The organism is Pseudomonas sp. AMR01 (assembly GCF_041946035.1).
Classification (GTDB): Bacteria; Pseudomonadota; Gammaproteobacteria; order Pseudomonadales; family Pseudomonadaceae; genus Aquipseudomonas; species Aquipseudomonas antarctica_B.
The window spans coordinates 35815-49912 of the sequence record NZ_JAUTYR010000033.1; the positions used below are offsets into that span (position 1 = coordinate 35815).

General features: G+C 58.7%; 14 protein-coding genes and 1 pseudogene. 10 read left to right on the forward strand and 5 right to left on the reverse strand.

Features of this window, described 5'->3' with window-relative positions:
- Window positions 1–45 precede the first annotated feature (45 nt).
- Window positions 46–1005, reverse strand: a complete 960-nt coding sequence (locus tag Q7C20_RS21885; protein WP_375070144.1) for a LysR family transcriptional regulator — start codon at window positions 1003–1005, stop codon at window positions 46–48.
- 193 nt (window positions 1006–1198) lie between these two features.
- Between Q7C20_RS21885 and argH the strand changes: the two genes are divergently transcribed.
- The 7 genes from argH to Q7C20_RS21920 all read left to right on the forward strand — a co-directional run bounded on the left by argH (window position 1199) and on the right by Q7C20_RS21920 (window position 8187).
- Complete coding sequence (gene argH / locus Q7C20_RS21890; RefSeq protein ID WP_375070146.1) at window positions 1199–2626, forward strand: argininosuccinate lyase; 1428 nt, start codon at window positions 1199–1201, stop codon at window positions 2624–2626.
- 98 nt (window positions 2627–2724) lie between these two features.
- Window positions 2725–3603, forward strand: a complete 879-nt coding sequence (locus tag Q7C20_RS21895) for an amino acid ABC transporter permease (protein ID WP_375070148.1) — start codon at window positions 2725–2727, stop codon at window positions 3601–3603.
- A 24-nt stretch (window positions 3604–3627) separates the two neighbouring features.
- Window positions 3628–4392, forward strand: coding sequence for an amino acid ABC transporter ATP-binding protein (locus tag Q7C20_RS21900; RefSeq protein ID WP_375070150.1), 765 nt, complete (start codon window positions 3628–3630; stop codon window positions 4390–4392).
- 25 nt (window positions 4393–4417) lie between these two features.
- Window positions 4418–5239 (forward strand): ABC transporter substrate-binding protein, encoded by an 822-nt coding sequence (locus Q7C20_RS21905; RefSeq protein WP_348057998.1) that lies wholly within the window; start codon window positions 4418–4420, stop codon window positions 5237–5239.
- A gap of 164 nt (window positions 5240–5403) precedes the next feature.
- Complete coding sequence (locus tag Q7C20_RS21910; RefSeq protein ID WP_375070153.1) at window positions 5404–6594, forward strand: MFS transporter; 1191 nt, start codon at window positions 5404–5406, stop codon at window positions 6592–6594.
- Between the two features lie 157 nt (window positions 6595–6751).
- Window positions 6752–7699, forward strand: a complete 948-nt coding sequence (locus Q7C20_RS21915) for a hypothetical protein (RefSeq protein ID WP_375070154.1) — start codon at window positions 6752–6754, stop codon at window positions 7697–7699.
- Between the two features lie 107 nt (window positions 7700–7806).
- Entirely contained in the window at window positions 7807–8187 is a 381-nt protein-coding gene (locus Q7C20_RS21920; RefSeq protein ID WP_375070156.1) for an XRE family transcriptional regulator, read from the forward strand.
- Here Q7C20_RS21920 and Q7C20_RS21925 read toward each other — a convergent pair.
- The 3 genes from Q7C20_RS21925 to Q7C20_RS21935 form a co-directional block, all read right to left on the reverse strand.
- A complete protein-coding gene (locus Q7C20_RS21925; RefSeq protein ID WP_375070158.1) occupies window positions 8117–8674 on the reverse strand; it encodes an AAA family ATPase in 558 nt (185 codons plus the stop codon). The two genes, Q7C20_RS21920 and Q7C20_RS21925, sit on opposite strands and share 71 nt — an antisense overlap.
- A 59-nt stretch (window positions 8675–8733) precedes the next feature.
- Window positions 8734–9405, reverse strand: coding sequence for a hypothetical protein (locus Q7C20_RS21930; RefSeq protein WP_375070159.1), 672 nt, complete (start codon window positions 9403–9405; stop codon window positions 8734–8736).
- Window positions 9406–9550: 145 nt separating this feature from the next.
- Window positions 9551–10609 (reverse strand): MBL fold metallo-hydrolase, encoded by a 1059-nt coding sequence (locus tag Q7C20_RS21935; RefSeq protein WP_375070160.1) that lies wholly within the window; start codon window positions 10607–10609, stop codon window positions 9551–9553.
- 115 nt (window positions 10610–10724) lie between these two features.
- On the opposite strand from Q7C20_RS21935, the gene Q7C20_RS21940 reads away from it, so the two are divergent.
- The 3 genes from Q7C20_RS21940 to Q7C20_RS21950 all read left to right on the forward strand — a co-directional run bounded on the left by Q7C20_RS21940 (window position 10725) and on the right by Q7C20_RS21950 (window position 13825).
- The gene (locus tag Q7C20_RS21940; protein WP_375070161.1) at window positions 10725–11351 is read left to right on the forward strand and encodes a TetR/AcrR family transcriptional regulator; all 627 of its coding nucleotides are present in this window, start codon (window positions 10725–10727) and stop codon (window positions 11349–11351) included.
- Window positions 11352–11910: 559 nt separating this feature from the next.
- Window positions 11911–13230, forward strand: coding sequence for a methyl-accepting chemotaxis protein (locus tag Q7C20_RS21945; protein WP_375070162.1), 1320 nt, complete (start codon window positions 11911–11913; stop codon window positions 13228–13230).
- 76 nt (window positions 13231–13306) lie between these two features.
- Window positions 13307–13825, forward strand: coding sequence for a DUF1003 domain-containing protein (locus tag Q7C20_RS21950; protein WP_375070164.1), 519 nt, complete (start codon window positions 13307–13309; stop codon window positions 13823–13825).
- A 76-nt stretch (window positions 13826–13901) separates the two neighbouring features.
- On the opposite strand, the pseudogene Q7C20_RS21955 reads toward Q7C20_RS21950, so the two are convergent.
- Window positions 13902–14098: pseudogene (locus Q7C20_RS21955) on the reverse strand (hypothetical protein); the annotation flags it as partial.

Below are 14098 nucleotides of genomic sequence, written 5' to 3' on the forward strand. Positions count from 1 at the left end.
ACATTTGAGCTTTGTCAGCGTGTTGATCGGTGTTTGGCGGGAGAGCTACGTGGCTGCTTTGAGGTCTACGCCCAGGGCTGTTGCGAAGGCTTTTACCATCGGACTGCGCGGGGCGTTGTGGCGCAGGATCAGGTTGAAGGCGGTGCTCAGGTGGACTTGCTCCGGGCACAGTGCGCGCAGGAGCCCTTCCCTTACCAACGGTGCGGCGTAATGCTCTGGCAGGAAGCCGAGAAAACGTCCTGTGAGGACGAGGATGGCGACGGCTTCAACCTGTGACGCTGAGGCGGACTGGCTGTCGTAGTTGACGAAGTTGGCCTTGTCACGATGGATCGCGTACCGATGGTTGACCACTTCGTATTGGCGTAACACCTCGGGCGTGATGTTGCTCGCCGTGAAGAGTGGGTGCCCTACGGCGCAGTAGGCGTGGGCCTTTTCTTCGTACAGCGGGAAGTAGTCGAACTCTTCGCGGCGTTGGTACACCGGCACGATGCCGACGATGAGGCGCCCTTCCACCACGCCGCGCTCAACTTCGTCCAATTGTGAGGCATGCAGGCGCAATCTAATTTTTGGCGATTCACTGTGTAACTTCCCCAATGCAGCAATGAGCGGGGAATTAACGTCCGATACGGTGTTATCAATAACGCCCACACTAAGGTCGCCGATCAGTTCGTTTTGCGCCGAACTAAGCTTGTCTCTAAAACTGTCCACCGAGGTAAATAACTCGATGGACGCTTGATACACCAGCTTGCCTTCTTCGGTGAGGCCAAAGCCTTCCCTGCCCCGTGTACACAGGCGCATGCCAATACGAATCTCCAGGTCGGAGATCTGTTTGCTGATGGCGGCCAGGCCCACGTTCAGTTCGTTTTGCGCCGCGCTGAAGCCGCCGGCTTCGACCACGGCCATAAATACCCGCAGCAATTTAAAGTCCAGCCCGCTCAGTTGCAGGGGCGGTCTTGTGCCGGGTTTGGGTGGCATGTTTCCAGAAGTGGAAAGTGGGGTTTCCATAATACGCGTTGACCTCTAGTGCCATATTCAACAGGCTTCAACCCAGTCCTTGAACATAGCCAGGCGGCGATAATGAACATAAACAACCGCCCTTGGCAACCTTGAATACGGCGCGTCAGACGCCGGTTCAACACTGATTAACTTCTGCTTCAACTGCCTCCGACTCTTCTAAAAACAAGCGTGAGGAACATCCATGTCTCAGCCCACCGACCGCCTTTGGGGCGCTCGTTTCAAGACCGGTCCGTCTGCTGCATTGGCCGCGTTGTCGCGTTGCCCCGAGCGCTATTTCCGCCTGACGCCTTACGACCTGGCCGGCTCCCGCGCCCATGCCCGTGAGTTGCAGCGCGCCGGTTTGCTGGATGAGTCCGAGACGTTGCGCACCCTGGAAGCACTGGACCGTATCGGTGAGGACTTCGCCGCTGGGCGCTTGCATCCCACCCTGGATGACGAGGATGTGCACACCTTTATCGAACGTGTATTGACCGAACGCCTCGGCGCCTTGGGCGGCAAGTTGCGCGCCGGGCGCTCGCGTAATGACCAGACGGCCAATGACCTGCGCCTGTTCCTGCGCGACCACGCGCGCACCATCACCACTGAGGTGCTGGGTTTGCAGCAGGCGCTGGTGGCGCAGGCCGAGCAGCATATCGAGAGCATCTGCCCGGGCTTTACCCATTTGCAGCAGGCGCAACCCATTGTGTTTGCTCACCACTTGCTGGCGCATTCGCAGTCGATGCTGCGCGATGTGCAGCGGTTGGTGGATTGGGATGCGCGCACGGCGCTGTCACCGTTGGGTGCGGCGGCGATGGCTGGGTCGGCGATTGCGCGTCAGCCGGAGCATTCGGCCAAGGAAATGGGCTACACCGGGCCGTGCGAAAACTCCATTGACGCTGTCGCCAGTCGTGACCATGTGGCGGAGTTTCTGTTTGTGGCGGGCATGCTTGGGGTGAATATTTCGCGGCTGTCTGAGGAGTTTTGCCTGTGGTCGTCGCGCCAATTTCGCTGGGTGGTGCTGGACGATGCCTACGCGACAGGCAGCTCGATCATGCCGCAGAAAAAGAACCCGGACATTGCCGAATTGGCGCGGGGCAAGGCTGGGCGGTTGATTGGCAACCTGACCGGGTTGATGTCGACGCTCAAGTCGTTGCCGCTGTCGTACAACCGCGATTTGAGTGAAGACAAGCACAGCGTGCTGGACAGCGTCGACACCTTGCTGCTGGTGCTGCCGGCCATGGCCGGGATGGTTGCGACCATGAAGGTGCAGGTTGAAGAGCTACGGCGTCAGGCGCCGATGGGCTTTACCTTGGCCACCGAGGTGGCGGACTGGTTGGCCACGCGGGGTGTGCCGTTTAAAGAGGCGCATGAGATTACCGGCGCGTTGGTGCAGGCCTGTGAGAAGCATGAGATTGAGTTGTGGGAAGCCTCGCCGGCGATGTTGGCAGAGGTGGATGCGCGGCTGTTGCCTGAGGTTCGGGACTGCTTGACCCTGGAAGCGGCGATCTCGGCGCGCAGTGGTTGGGGCGGGACGGCGCCGGAGCGGGTTAAAGAGCAGATTGGGCGGTTGAAGGTGGCGTTGGCTCAGCAGCAAAAGTGGGCTGAGAGTTATCAGGGGTTCAGAATTTAGGATTTGTGGTGTGAGAGTTGGCGCCATCGCAGGCAAGCCAGCTCCCACATTAGACCGAGTACATCCGCAGTAGCGTTATCAGTTTTTGGAGAGTCACCATGAACCAAACCCCGGCGGAGCGCCTGGAAGCCGGGCGCAAGTTGTCCGAGAACCAGTTCGATATCACGCAGTACGAGCACGTGCCGCGTCGGTATTACGGGCGGATGTTTTTTGCCACGTTGATCGTGATCGCCCTGGCGGCGTTGTTGCGTGCATTTGCCAACGGCCAGATCGAATGGTCCTACATCGGCCAGTTCCTCACGTCTGAGGCCATCTTGTGGGGCCTGGTAAATACCATCGTCATGTCGGTGCTGGCGATGGCGCTGGGGGTGGTGATCGGGGTGATCACGGCGATCATGCGCATGTCGGCCAACCCGATCCTGCGCTATGTGGCCATCACTTACACCTGGCTGTTTCGCGGCACGCCGCTGATTTTGCAGCTGCTGCTGTGGTTCAACCTGGCGCTGATTTTCCCGGTGATCGCGATTCCGGGCGTGTTCAGCATCGACACGGTCGACCTGATGACGCCGTTCGTGGCCGCCCTCCTCGGCTTGAGCATCAACCAGGGCGCGTACACCGCCGAAGTGGTGCGCGCCGGTTTGCTGTCGGTCGATACCGGCCAATACGAAGCGGCCAAGTCCATCGGCATGCCGAGCCTGCAAGCGCTGCGCAGGATCATTCTGCCGCAGGCGATGCGAGTGATCATTCCGCCGGTAGGCAACGAGTTCATCAGCATGGTGAAAATGACCAGCCTGGCGAGCGTGATCCAATACTCGGAGCTGCTGCACAACGCGCAAAACATCTACTACGCCAACGCCCGGGTTATGGAGCTGCTGATTGTGGCCGGCATCTGGTACCTGGCGGTGGTGACTGTTCTTTCATTTGGTCAAAGCCGCCTTGAGCGTCGTTTTGCCCGCGGCGCCGGCAAGCGTTCGTAAGTTTGGGTTGAGGAGATTTGCCCCATGAGAAGCATCGTCAAGGCCGTCAACCTGAACAAGTATTACGACGAGTATCACGCGCTGCGCGACATCAATATCGAGGTCGAGCAAGGTGAGGTGATGTGCATCATCGGCCCGTCGGGTTCGGGTAAAAGCACGCTGCTGCGCTGCGTCAACCAACTGGAAAAAATCGATAAGGGCGGCCTGTGGGTCGACGGCGAGCTGGTGGGTTACCGGGTGGTCGGCAACAAGCTGCACGAGATGAATGAATCGCAGATTGCCCGCCAGCGTTTGGCCACCGGCATGGTGTTCCAGCGCTTCAATTTGTTCCCGCACATGACCGTGTTGCAGAACATCATCGAAGGCCCGTGCCAGGTGCTCAAGCGTTCGCCCAAGGAAGCCACCGAAGACGCGCTGGAATTGCTCGCGCGGGTGGGTTTGGCCGGCAAGCGCAATGCCTACCCGGTGGAATTATCCGGCGGCCAGCAACAGCGTGTAGCGATTGCCCGGGCGTTGGCGATGCGCCCCAAGCTGATGTTATTCGACGAACCCACGTCAGCCCTCGACCCGGAGCTGGTAGGAGAAGTGCTGTCGGTGATGCGTGATTTGGCTACCACCGGCATGACCATGATCGTGGTCACCCACGAATTGGGCTTCGCCCGCGAAGTGTCCAACCGCATGGTGTTTATGGATGCCGGCCAGATTGTGGAAGCCGGCAGCCCTGAAGAAATTCTAATAAGCCCACAAAACCCGCGTACCCAAAGCTTTATTTCTGCCGTTCGCACTTAACTAAAAAACAAACGAGAACGCCCCCATGAAAAAATTGTTTATCCCAACGTTGCTTGCAGGCCTGATGGCCTCCTCGTGTGTATTCGCGGCATTGCCGGCGGCAATCAAGGAAAAGGGTGAGATCAGCGCGGCCATCGTGCCGAACTACCCGCCGATGGATTTCAAGGACACCGCTACCAACCAGCTCACCGGTTTCGACTTCGACCTGGGCAATGCCCTGGCCGAGCGCCTGGGTGTGAAGATCAAGTGGCAGGAAACCGGCTTCGAGCAGATGCTCAGCGGCTTGACCACCAAGCGCGTGGATATTGTGCTGTCGGGCATGACCGACACCGCAGAACGCCAGAAGTCGGTGACCTTTATCGACTACTTCACCAGCGGCCCGCAGCTGTACACCCTGGCCAAGCGTGAAGAAATCAAGGAATTGACTGACCTGTGCGGTAAAAAAGTCGGCACCAGCCGCCGTACCACCTGGCCATCGGAAATTGCCGCGTGGAGCAAGGAAAACTGCGAAGCCGCAGGCAAGCCGGCGATCGTGGTGATTGGCACTGAAGGCTCGGCGGATGCGCGCGCGCAGTTGCAGCAGAACCGTCTGGATGCGGCGATGCAGGGCAGCGAGACCATTCCGTATTTGATGTCGCTGGATAAGGGCAAGTACAAGCCGGTCGGCCTGGCAATTTCCAAGCAGTTCACGGGGCTTGGGATTGAGAAGAGCAATACCGAGCTGGTCACGGCGATCAGCGAGGCGTTGCAGGGCATGATTGATGATGGGACGTACGGCAAGATCCTCAAGAAGTGGGATCTGGAGCAAGGTGCTGTAGCCAAAATCTCCATCAACGCCGGCCAGTAACACGTTCTAAATGTGGGAGCTGGCTTGCCTGCGATAGCGGTGTGTCAGCCATCCAATACTGCCTGACTTACCGCTATCGCAGGCAAGCCAGCTCCCACATTTGATCTGTGTTCACCCGTTGATGTGTGTTGTGTCGAGAATATAACAAGGACGCTCGCCCCACCGTGGCCACCTACTCCCTGGTAATCCGCCGCCTGATGATCTGCTCGGTGACCATCGTGGTCAGCCGCGCCATGACCAGCCCATTGCTGGCCTTGCTGCTGAGCACTCGCCTGGGCCTGAACCAACAGGACATCGGCCTGCTGATGGGCATCGCCGTGTTCATCGCCACGCTGCTCGGCCTCTACGGCGGCTACATCATCGACCGCCTGGAAAAGCGCAAGCTGCTGATCCTGGCCATGCTGTCCAGCTCCATCGGTTTTCTGTTGCTGACCTTTGCCAGCAACCTTTACCTCACCACCCTGACCCTTGTCATCACCGAAGCCGCGTCGGCGCTGTTCCTGATTGGCTCGAAAGCCATCATCAGCGAGAACCTGCCGGTGGGCGACCGCGCCAAGGTGTTTTCCCTGCGCTACACGCTGACCAACGTAGGCTACGCCACCGGCCCGATGGTCGGCGTGGTTATCGCTGGCCACTTCCCGCTGGCGCCGTTCCTGATCGCCAGCGCCATTGCCTTTGGCAGCCTGTTCCTGATGATCGGCATCCCGCCGACCCAGCGGGATGACAGCCACAAACCCCTGAGTTTCCTCAGCACCCTGCGCACCTTGCGCAGCGATCGCACACTCATCCTGTTCACCAGTGGCAGCCTGTTGAGCACCATTGTCCACGGGCGCTACACCCTGTATCTGTCGCAGTTTCTGCTGGTGGCCTACACGCCTGCGCAGGCGTTGAAGATTTTGTCTGCGGTGCTGGCGTGCAATGCCATCACCGTGATTTTGATGCAGTACCAGATTGGCCGGTTTCTCAAGCGTGAACAGCTGCGCTACTGGATCGTGCTGGGAACGTTGCTGTTTATTGCCGGGTTGGTGGGTTTCAGCCTGGCGGACAGTTTGGTGAGCTGGTGCGTCGCCATGTTCGTGTTCACGTTGGGCGAGATGATCATTTACCCGTCTGAATTCCTGTTCATCGACACCATCGCCCCGGACGCGCTACGTGGCAGCTATTACGGCGCGCAAAACCTGGCGGCGTTCGGCGGGGCGCTGAGCCCGGTGATCTGTGGTTACCTGCTGATCAATGCAGCACCGGCCAGCATGTTCTATGCGCTTGGCGCACTCACGGCGGTGGGCGGAAGCTTGTGTTTCTTGAGTGGCCGGCGGGTGGCTGCGAACCCAGCGCCTGCACCTTCACACATCTAATGTGGGAGCTGGCTTGCCTGCGATAGCTCTGTAACAGGCGACATATTTGTCGTTTGATACACCGTCATCGCAGGCAAGCCAGCTCCCACATTTTTTGATCTCCATGCCGACGGATATTTGCGTAATATCCGGTATTCATCTCACGGACCCGAGCCCCATGAAATTCGACACGGCCTACAGCCTGAGTCTCGACGACAAGCTGTCGATCTACGACGTACGAGACCTGAATTTCGACGAAACGGCTGCCTTCGATTCCGACCAGGACAGCTTTCTGTGCCCCAACGACGAATGCCGCGCGGCGTTCGACACGGGCAATACGCTAAGCACCTTTAACGCGAAAAACGTCAATTACCTGCGCACTCCACACTTCAAAAACAAGGTTGGCACGCGGCACATCGACGGCTGCCGTTATGCCAGCACTCACAAGAGTGCGACCGGTGAAAGTGATGACGAGCGCGAGGAAAATTTCCCGTCGGAATTTGTACTGACCCGCCGTCAGTACGCGCGTAAACCGCCGGCGCCTGGCGCTGAGGGCGCTGTCCCACAAGAGCCAACGAAAGCACCGTCAAACCGCATCTATACGTCCCACAGCACCAGCGACGCCACGCCGGATAAAACCAGCGTGTTTGCCCACCCGGTGGAATGCTATGTGTCCAACATCGACGACAAGGCCAAGCTCAAAAGCATGCCGTTGAAGATCGGCGACCACACGGCCACCTACCTGACGTTTTTCAAAAAGATCGAATACCTGCAAGACAACAAGGGGCTGATCTACTGGGGCAAAATCAAGGAGATCAAGGACTACACCGCCAGCTTTCGCATCGACTTTGAAAAGAAGGTGTGGCTCGACAAGAAGCCCTACTCGGTCAACGTCTACCTGAGCAAAAAGCTCATCGAGAATTACCGCAAGCGCACGGCGTTCCTGGAACAGATCAAGGCAGCGGTCGACAGCGAAAAGGTGTTGTACTGCTTCTTTTATGGGGTTACGCCGGAGCTGAAACAGGTGCCGAGCAAGAAGAATCCCGAGCAGACATTCGGCGTGTTCAGCGCGAATATCGAAAACCTCGATCACCTGATTATTCGCGAGGCACCCGGAGTGGAATAATCGGAGGCTGAAACGCCAACGAAAAAATCCAGTTGATGAGCGGTACAAACAACTGTACAAAAACACAGTATAGTTTGTCCTCCCCCGTCGAATCCTGGAGAAACCCCATGTCCTCTCTGGCAATGAGCTCTTTCGTAGAACAGCAAATCGTCCTGCATCAATTCACCGCCAAGCACAGCGTGCAGGCCCGCGCGATGCTGGGTTGGGGTCGCGAAGACCTGGCCCGCCAGGCGGGCGTGGCGCTGGAAGCGGTTGAACGCTTTGAAAGCCACGCCGACGTAGACGACGAAATCCGTCTGACCCTGGCGTTTCGACTGGAGGCTGAAGGGCTGGTGTTCTTCCCGGGGTTTGCGCCGGGCTGGGGCATGAGCGCGCGCAGGTTTGACGCCACTCCACCGGAACCCGCTGCGCGAGGCATTATTTCGCGGCTGATGGGCTCAACAGCGGCAGCAATTGACTCACCAACGCCTCAGCCGAATGGTGCGTAGAGTCCAGCCGGATCACCGGGCAGGCCAGCGGTTTCAACCAGGTTTCATGCCGACGCAAACTACGCAGGCTGTGGTTACCGCCATCGTATCGCGCTGCCCAAGCGAGGAAGGCCACGCTGTTTTCATGGCGGCTACCGCCTTCCAGAACGCGGTCGCCATAACGTTGCAGTTCCCGCAGGCGCAGGCGGTGCAGGCGTACTTCCGGGTCCAGCCGCAGAAACACCACGTGGCTGAATTGCGCGATCATCGGGTCGCCCCAGCCGCACACTGAGCCAGACAGCACCCAGCCTTCAAGGCCGGCGCTTTGTTCCTGCAACAGTCGGATGCGCTCACCCTTCGGTCGGGCAACGGAGAAAGGGTCTGGCGTTTGCTGCCAGAAAAAGAAGTCGGAGTCGAAATAGGCGACGTTCAGGCGTTCAGCCAAGGCTTTGCCTAGGGTCGTGGTGCCGGCACCGGCCGCGCCGAGGATATGAATTTTGTAAGCCATGGCGCCCCTCCGTTGCATTGAGTGTAAACCGCAGTGCCGTTCAGCACGTTTTGTCGTTGCTAAGCGCTGATGTGTCGATAGGCGCGCAACAAGGCAGGCAACGCATCACGCGACCAACGCGCGCCATAAACCCACAGCTTCGTGCCATCGTCCAACGGCTCACACAGCGAGGGGTAACCGCTTCTGCACGCGCCATGAAATGCAGCGCTCTGGCTGTCAGACACCAGGGCATCAAGACGATGCTCAGTCACCAGTTCATCGATTTCATTGCGTGTATGAAGGTCAAACTGAAGGGTTTCATCTGTGCGTTGTGCGTCCACCGGCACCAATTGCGCGCCCGCTTGACGCAGGATGTCCAAGGCCCGGCAAAAAGCCGCAGTGAGTTCAACAGGCTCAACATGATGACCGCGCACATACCGCGCGGCGAAGCCGATTCGCCACCCGCAGAGTAATTGGGCGTCGGTGAAGGTGGTGTTATTCAACACCAGCGGGACTTCCACCATCACGGGATCGGTTGGGTCGATACCGCTCAAGGCGATCAGCGATAACGCCGGGTCGCGGCTGGTTCTGATCTGCGGAGCCAGGGCGTTGTATCCGGGGATGGGTGTGGCGTTCTCACGCCGCTCATTACCGAAAACGATACTGCGCGGGCTTGCAGACTCGGTGGAAGGGAGTTGCAGACCCGCGGGATCTTCCGTCAGTGGCAACGAATGCCCTGGAGGACAGGACATGCCTATATGCCAAAATTTCCTACACTCGCTGTCCATCAGAACCTGCACCCCGAAAACGTAATTCGCGGGATCATCGCACTCTCGTCTGACGTTTGTCGCAGGGCTGAAACACCCTGAAAACTCCTTTTTTCAAAGTGCCCTTTTCTCAGCCCGCAACCTGTTCTTTTGTGCCTTGGGTTTCCACTTCCAACCACCACGCATGTCCGCGTTCAGGTTGGTTCAAGCTGAACGCCTGCCCCATCGCTGGCGTGGTAATTGACACGTTGCGCTCCCAGGCCAGGGCCATGATCCGGTCAAACGGTTCGTGCCAGGCGTGGAACGCGAGGTCGAAGGTGCCGTTGTGAATCGGCAGCAACCAACGGCCCTTGAGGTCGATGTGCGCTTGCAGGGTTTGCTCCGGCTGCATGTGCACGTGGGGCCAGTCGACGTTGTAAGCACCTGTTTCCATCAGCGTCAGGTCAAACGGGCCGTACTGTTCGCCAATACGTTTGAAACCGTCGAAATACCCGGTGTCGCCGCTGAAAAATATCCGCCGCCCCGCGTCGATCATCACCCAGGAACACCACAACGTCTGGTTGCTATCAAACAGGCCGCGCCCGGAAAAGTGTTGGGCCGGGGTGGCGATAAAGCGAATGCCGTCCACCTCGGTGCCTTGCCACCAATCCAGTTGGCGGACTTTGCTGGCATCTACGCCCCATTTGACCAAGGTGTCACCCACGCCCAGGGGCGCGAGGAAATAACGGGTTTTGTCGGCCAACTGGATGACCGCATGACGGTCAAGATGGTCGTAATGGTTGTGGGAAAGAATCACCGCTTCCAGTGGCGGCAACTCTTCCAGGCTGATCGGCGGCTGGTGAAAACGCTTGGGGCCAGCCCAACTCAACGGCGACGCGCGCTCGGCGAACACCGGGTCGGTGACCCAGAATTTACCGCGCATTTTCAGCAATACGGTGGAATGCCCCAGGCGAAACACGCTGTGGTCGGGAGCGGCCATCAGCTGTTCGCGCGTCAGGGGCTGCACCGGAATCTGCCCCACAGGCCGCGTGGTGCGCGGTTTGTTGAAGAGCATGTTCCAGAAAATCCGCAACGTTTTACCAAGGCCGCCATGTTGCACCGGAGCGCCGTTGCTGAAATGCCCTTGCTCCTGCTCGGCAGGCTTGAGCGCTGCGGGCGCTGGGTCGCGACGAGTTGAAAGGGTGGCCATTGCAGAGTGACTCCTGAGGTCCGCGCATCAATTACACTGCACAGTGTAGTTTCTACATTGCAACAAAACCCGGAACAAGTAAACTACCGAGTGTAATTTCCTTCTAGAGCCAAACATGACTGCACCTCTGCGCCTCACCGACCGTAAACGCGAAGCCATTGTGGCCGCGGCCATTGCTGAGTTTCGGGCTAACGGGTTCGAGGTCACCAGTATGGACAAAATTGCCGCTACCGCCGGTGTGTCCAAGCGTACGGTGTACAACCACTTCCCCAGCAAGGAAGAGTTGTTTGCAGAAATTCTTAACCAGTTGTGGGCCAGCAGCGTCGCTCAACTCGACGTGAGCTACGCAAGCGACCGCCCACTGCGTGAGCAATTACGCGGGTTGCTGCAGGCCAAGATGCAGATGATGTCGGACGTCAACTTTCTCGACCTCGCCCGTGTAGCGATCGCCGCCACTATCCATTCGCCGGAACGCGCTCAAGACATGGTCAACCGGCTGAGCAAGCGCGAAGAAGGTTTCACCCTGTGGGTGCGCGCCGCTCAGGAAGATGGCCGGTTGTCTTGCGCTGACCCCGCATTCGCTGCGCATCAAATACAAAGCCTGCTCAAAGCCTTCGCGTTCTGGCCACAGATCACCCTCGGCCAACCCACCCTCGACGCCGCCGCCCAGGCCGATGTTATTGAATCTGCCATTGACCTGTTTCTCGCCGGTTACGAAATCAGCACGCCCTGCCCGCACTAAAACCCAGCCCGTTAAGGACGAACACTGCCCCTGTGGCGAGCGGGCTTGCCCCGCGTTGGGCTGCGAAGCGGCCCTAAAAAGGAAAAATGCGGTGAGTCAGATACTCCTCGACCGCTGGTTTTGGGGCCGCTTCGCAGCCCAACGCGGGACAAGCCCGCTCGCCACAGAGTGCGTATCGCCTGTTCTACCTACGTCCTGGGTCGTTTTCGCTTATTCGCACGCTGTCGCATATGTGCCAGGGAGATTGCCGCAACCAGGCTTATATCAGCGACTCTGTCGTTGTCTATTTCCCCTAAGTCGTCCTACGACATCTCGTCTGAAATATCCGACTGGAACACACAGAGATAGCATAATGCCTCTATCCACCCCCTTTTTTAAAAATGCTTTTTGATGGCCCGAACTTCTCGCGTGACACGCGACTCTGAACCCACTGTTCCACTACATCTGTCAGCATCAGGAAGCTGACAATGAGCAAGTCAACCGTTCGGCCAGGTGCCTTACGGGGGCAGGCGCAATCCCATGGATACCCCCAGACGCGTGCTTGCCCGAGCTCACGAATATGCTATTCAACGCCCATAAAAAAACCATCAGTGCCCTGCAACATACCAACGCCCAGCAGACCAGCCTGTTGAACGCCATTGAGCGCTCCATGGCGGTCATCGAATTCGACCTGCAAGGCAGTGTGTTGCGAGCCAATGACAACTTCCTCAAGACGATGGGCTACCGCGCCGAACAGATTGTCGGCCAGCCCCACCGAATGTTCTGCACACCCGCGTTCGCCCGCAGTGCCGAGTACAACCAGTTGTGGACGCAATTGCGTAACGGCCAGTTCCAGTCCGGCACCTTTGAACGGGTGGCAGGCAACGGTCAATCGGTGTGGCTGGAGGCCAGCTACAACCCGGTGCGCAATGAAGCAGGCCAGGTGATTAAAGTGGTGAAGTACGCCATGGACGTCACCCCGCGCCTGCAGGCCGAAAGCGAGGCCAACGCCAAACTGGGCGCCATCGACCGCGCCATGGCGGTGATCGAGTTCAACCTCGACGGCACGATCATTACGGCCAACTCAAACTTCCTGCAGCGCATGGGCTACAGCCTGGCGCAAATCCAGGGCAAGCATCACCGCCTGTTCTGCAAGCCGGAGCTGACCGACAGCTCGGCCTATAGCGACTTCTGGAAACGCTTGAACCAGGGCGAACTGTTCAACGGCCAGTTCGAGCGCGTGGATAAAAATGGCCAGACGGTGTGGCTCGAAGCCAACTACAACCCTGTGTACGACGCCAGCGGGCGCCTGTGCAAAGTGGTCAAGTTCGCCTCCGACATCACTGCCCGAGTGCAACAACATGCCGCCGACGCCCAAAGCGCCGCCCAGGCGTACCACATCTCGCTGAATACCCGAGACATCGCCGAAAAAGGCGCCGAGGTGATCCAGCAAACTGCCAGCGGCATGCGCGAAATTGCAGCCAACATTGACGGTTCGTCACAGCTGATCGCCAAGCTGGGCGAGCGTTCGCAGCAGATCACCGCCATCGTCAACACCATCCGTGGCATTGCCGACCAGACCAACTTGCTGGCCCTCAACGCCGCCATCGAAGCCGCGCGCGCTGGCGAGCAAGGCCGTGGTTTTGCCGTGGTGGCTGATGAAGTACGCCAATTGGCGGCGCGCACCAGCGGCTCCACGGCGGAAATTTCCAGCATGATCGCGATGATCCAGGAAGAAACCCGCCAGGCCATCGACAGCATGGAAGGCACCCGCGACCGTGCAGCCCTTGGTGTGGAATTGGCCAACCAGGCCGGTACGGTGATTTTGCAGATTCGCGAAGGCACCGGCCAGGCTGTGCACGCGGTCAGTGCATTTGCCAGTGAGCGGAGCACCAGCTGACCCGATCTTCATGTGTCCGGCCCAGAGGCTCGGTCTATAGTGCTGACTGTTTTCACGCTAAGGATCCGAGCCCGCCATGACCCCAGACAAGCCAGACGCCGCCCCTGCTGACCACCTGCGTTTCCACCGAGGCCACGCCCACCTGGCGCCGACGTTTGGCAACGACACCTTCGCACTCAAGGCCGAAGCCTTCGCGCGCTTTTTCGGTACGCCGACCTTCCTTGGCGCGCAAACCGCCATCGTGGTGTTGTGGGTGGTACTGAACATCACCGGCGTCACGCACTTTGACGTCTACCCGTTCATCCTGCTCAACCTGGCGTTCAGTCTGCAATCGGCCTACGCCGCGCCCCTGATCCTGCTGGCCCAGACGCGACAAGCGGCCCGCGATAAAGCGCAGTCAGATGCAGACGCGCAACACCGCGAGGCCCTGGCAACTGCCAATACCGAACGCCAGGCACAAGCCGAACAGACCACCCAACAGTTGCTGGAACTGCTCGAGCAGAACACACGGCTGACGGAAATGACCAAGCAACTGACCGAGCGCATAGAGACCCTGACGTGTGAGATGCATGAGCAGTTTATGCGCAAGGCCTGAGTGCGGTGGATCAAGAACACTCCAGCCCAGCTTCCACAGAAAAGCAGACTTGTGCAGCTACTGAAGTTGTACTCGGTCAAAACTGTGGGAGCGGGCTTGCTCGCGAAGGCGGTGGGTCAGCCAATTCATCCATCAACTGACACACCGCCTTCGCGAGCAAGCCCGCTCCCACATTTGGATCTCCATACATTTTGGATCTCCATTTGGTCTGGAGAATCGCGATCTGCTCTAGAAAAAAACAGCGCTCTTGATTCAACCACTCAGGTCGGCTAC

Excerpts from the sequence above, each read along its gene's own strand:
- Q7C20_RS21885 (WP_375070144.1), bottom strand. The coding sequence starts at position 1,005 with ATGGAAACCCCACTTTCCACTTCTGGAAACATGCCACCCAAACCCGGC.
- argH (WP_375070146.1), top strand. The coding sequence starts at position 1,199 with ATGTCTCAGCCCACCGACCGCCTTTGGGGCGCTCGTTTCAAGACCGGT.
- Q7C20_RS21895 (WP_375070148.1), top strand. The coding sequence starts at position 2,725 with ATGAACCAAACCCCGGCGGAGCGCCTGGAAGCCGGGCGCAAGTTGTCC.
- Q7C20_RS21900 (WP_375070150.1), top strand. The coding sequence starts at position 3,628 with ATGAGAAGCATCGTCAAGGCCGTCAACCTGAACAAGTATTACGACGAG.
- Q7C20_RS21905 (WP_348057998.1), top strand. The coding sequence starts at position 4,418 with ATGAAAAAATTGTTTATCCCAACGTTGCTTGCAGGCCTGATGGCCTCC.
- Q7C20_RS21915 (WP_375070154.1), top strand. The coding sequence starts at position 6,752 with ATGAAATTCGACACGGCCTACAGCCTGAGTCTCGACGACAAGCTGTCG.
- Q7C20_RS21920 (WP_375070156.1), top strand. The coding sequence starts at position 7,807 with ATGTCCTCTCTGGCAATGAGCTCTTTCGTAGAACAGCAAATCGTCCTG.
- Q7C20_RS21925 (WP_375070158.1), bottom strand. The coding sequence starts at position 8,674 with ATGGCTTACAAAATTCATATCCTCGGCGCGGCCGGTGCCGGCACCACG.
- Q7C20_RS21930 (WP_375070159.1), bottom strand. The coding sequence starts at position 9,405 with ATGTCCTGTCCTCCAGGGCATTCGTTGCCACTGACGGAAGATCCCGCG.
- Q7C20_RS21935 (WP_375070160.1), bottom strand. The coding sequence starts at position 10,609 with ATGGCCACCCTTTCAACTCGTCGCGACCCAGCGCCCGCAGCGCTCAAG.
- Q7C20_RS21940 (WP_375070161.1), top strand. The coding sequence starts at position 10,725 with ATGACTGCACCTCTGCGCCTCACCGACCGTAAACGCGAAGCCATTGTG.
- Q7C20_RS21945 (WP_375070162.1), top strand. The coding sequence starts at position 11,911 with ATGCTATTCAACGCCCATAAAAAAACCATCAGTGCCCTGCAACATACC.
- Q7C20_RS21950 (WP_375070164.1), top strand. The coding sequence starts at position 13,307 with ATGACCCCAGACAAGCCAGACGCCGCCCCTGCTGACCACCTGCGTTTC.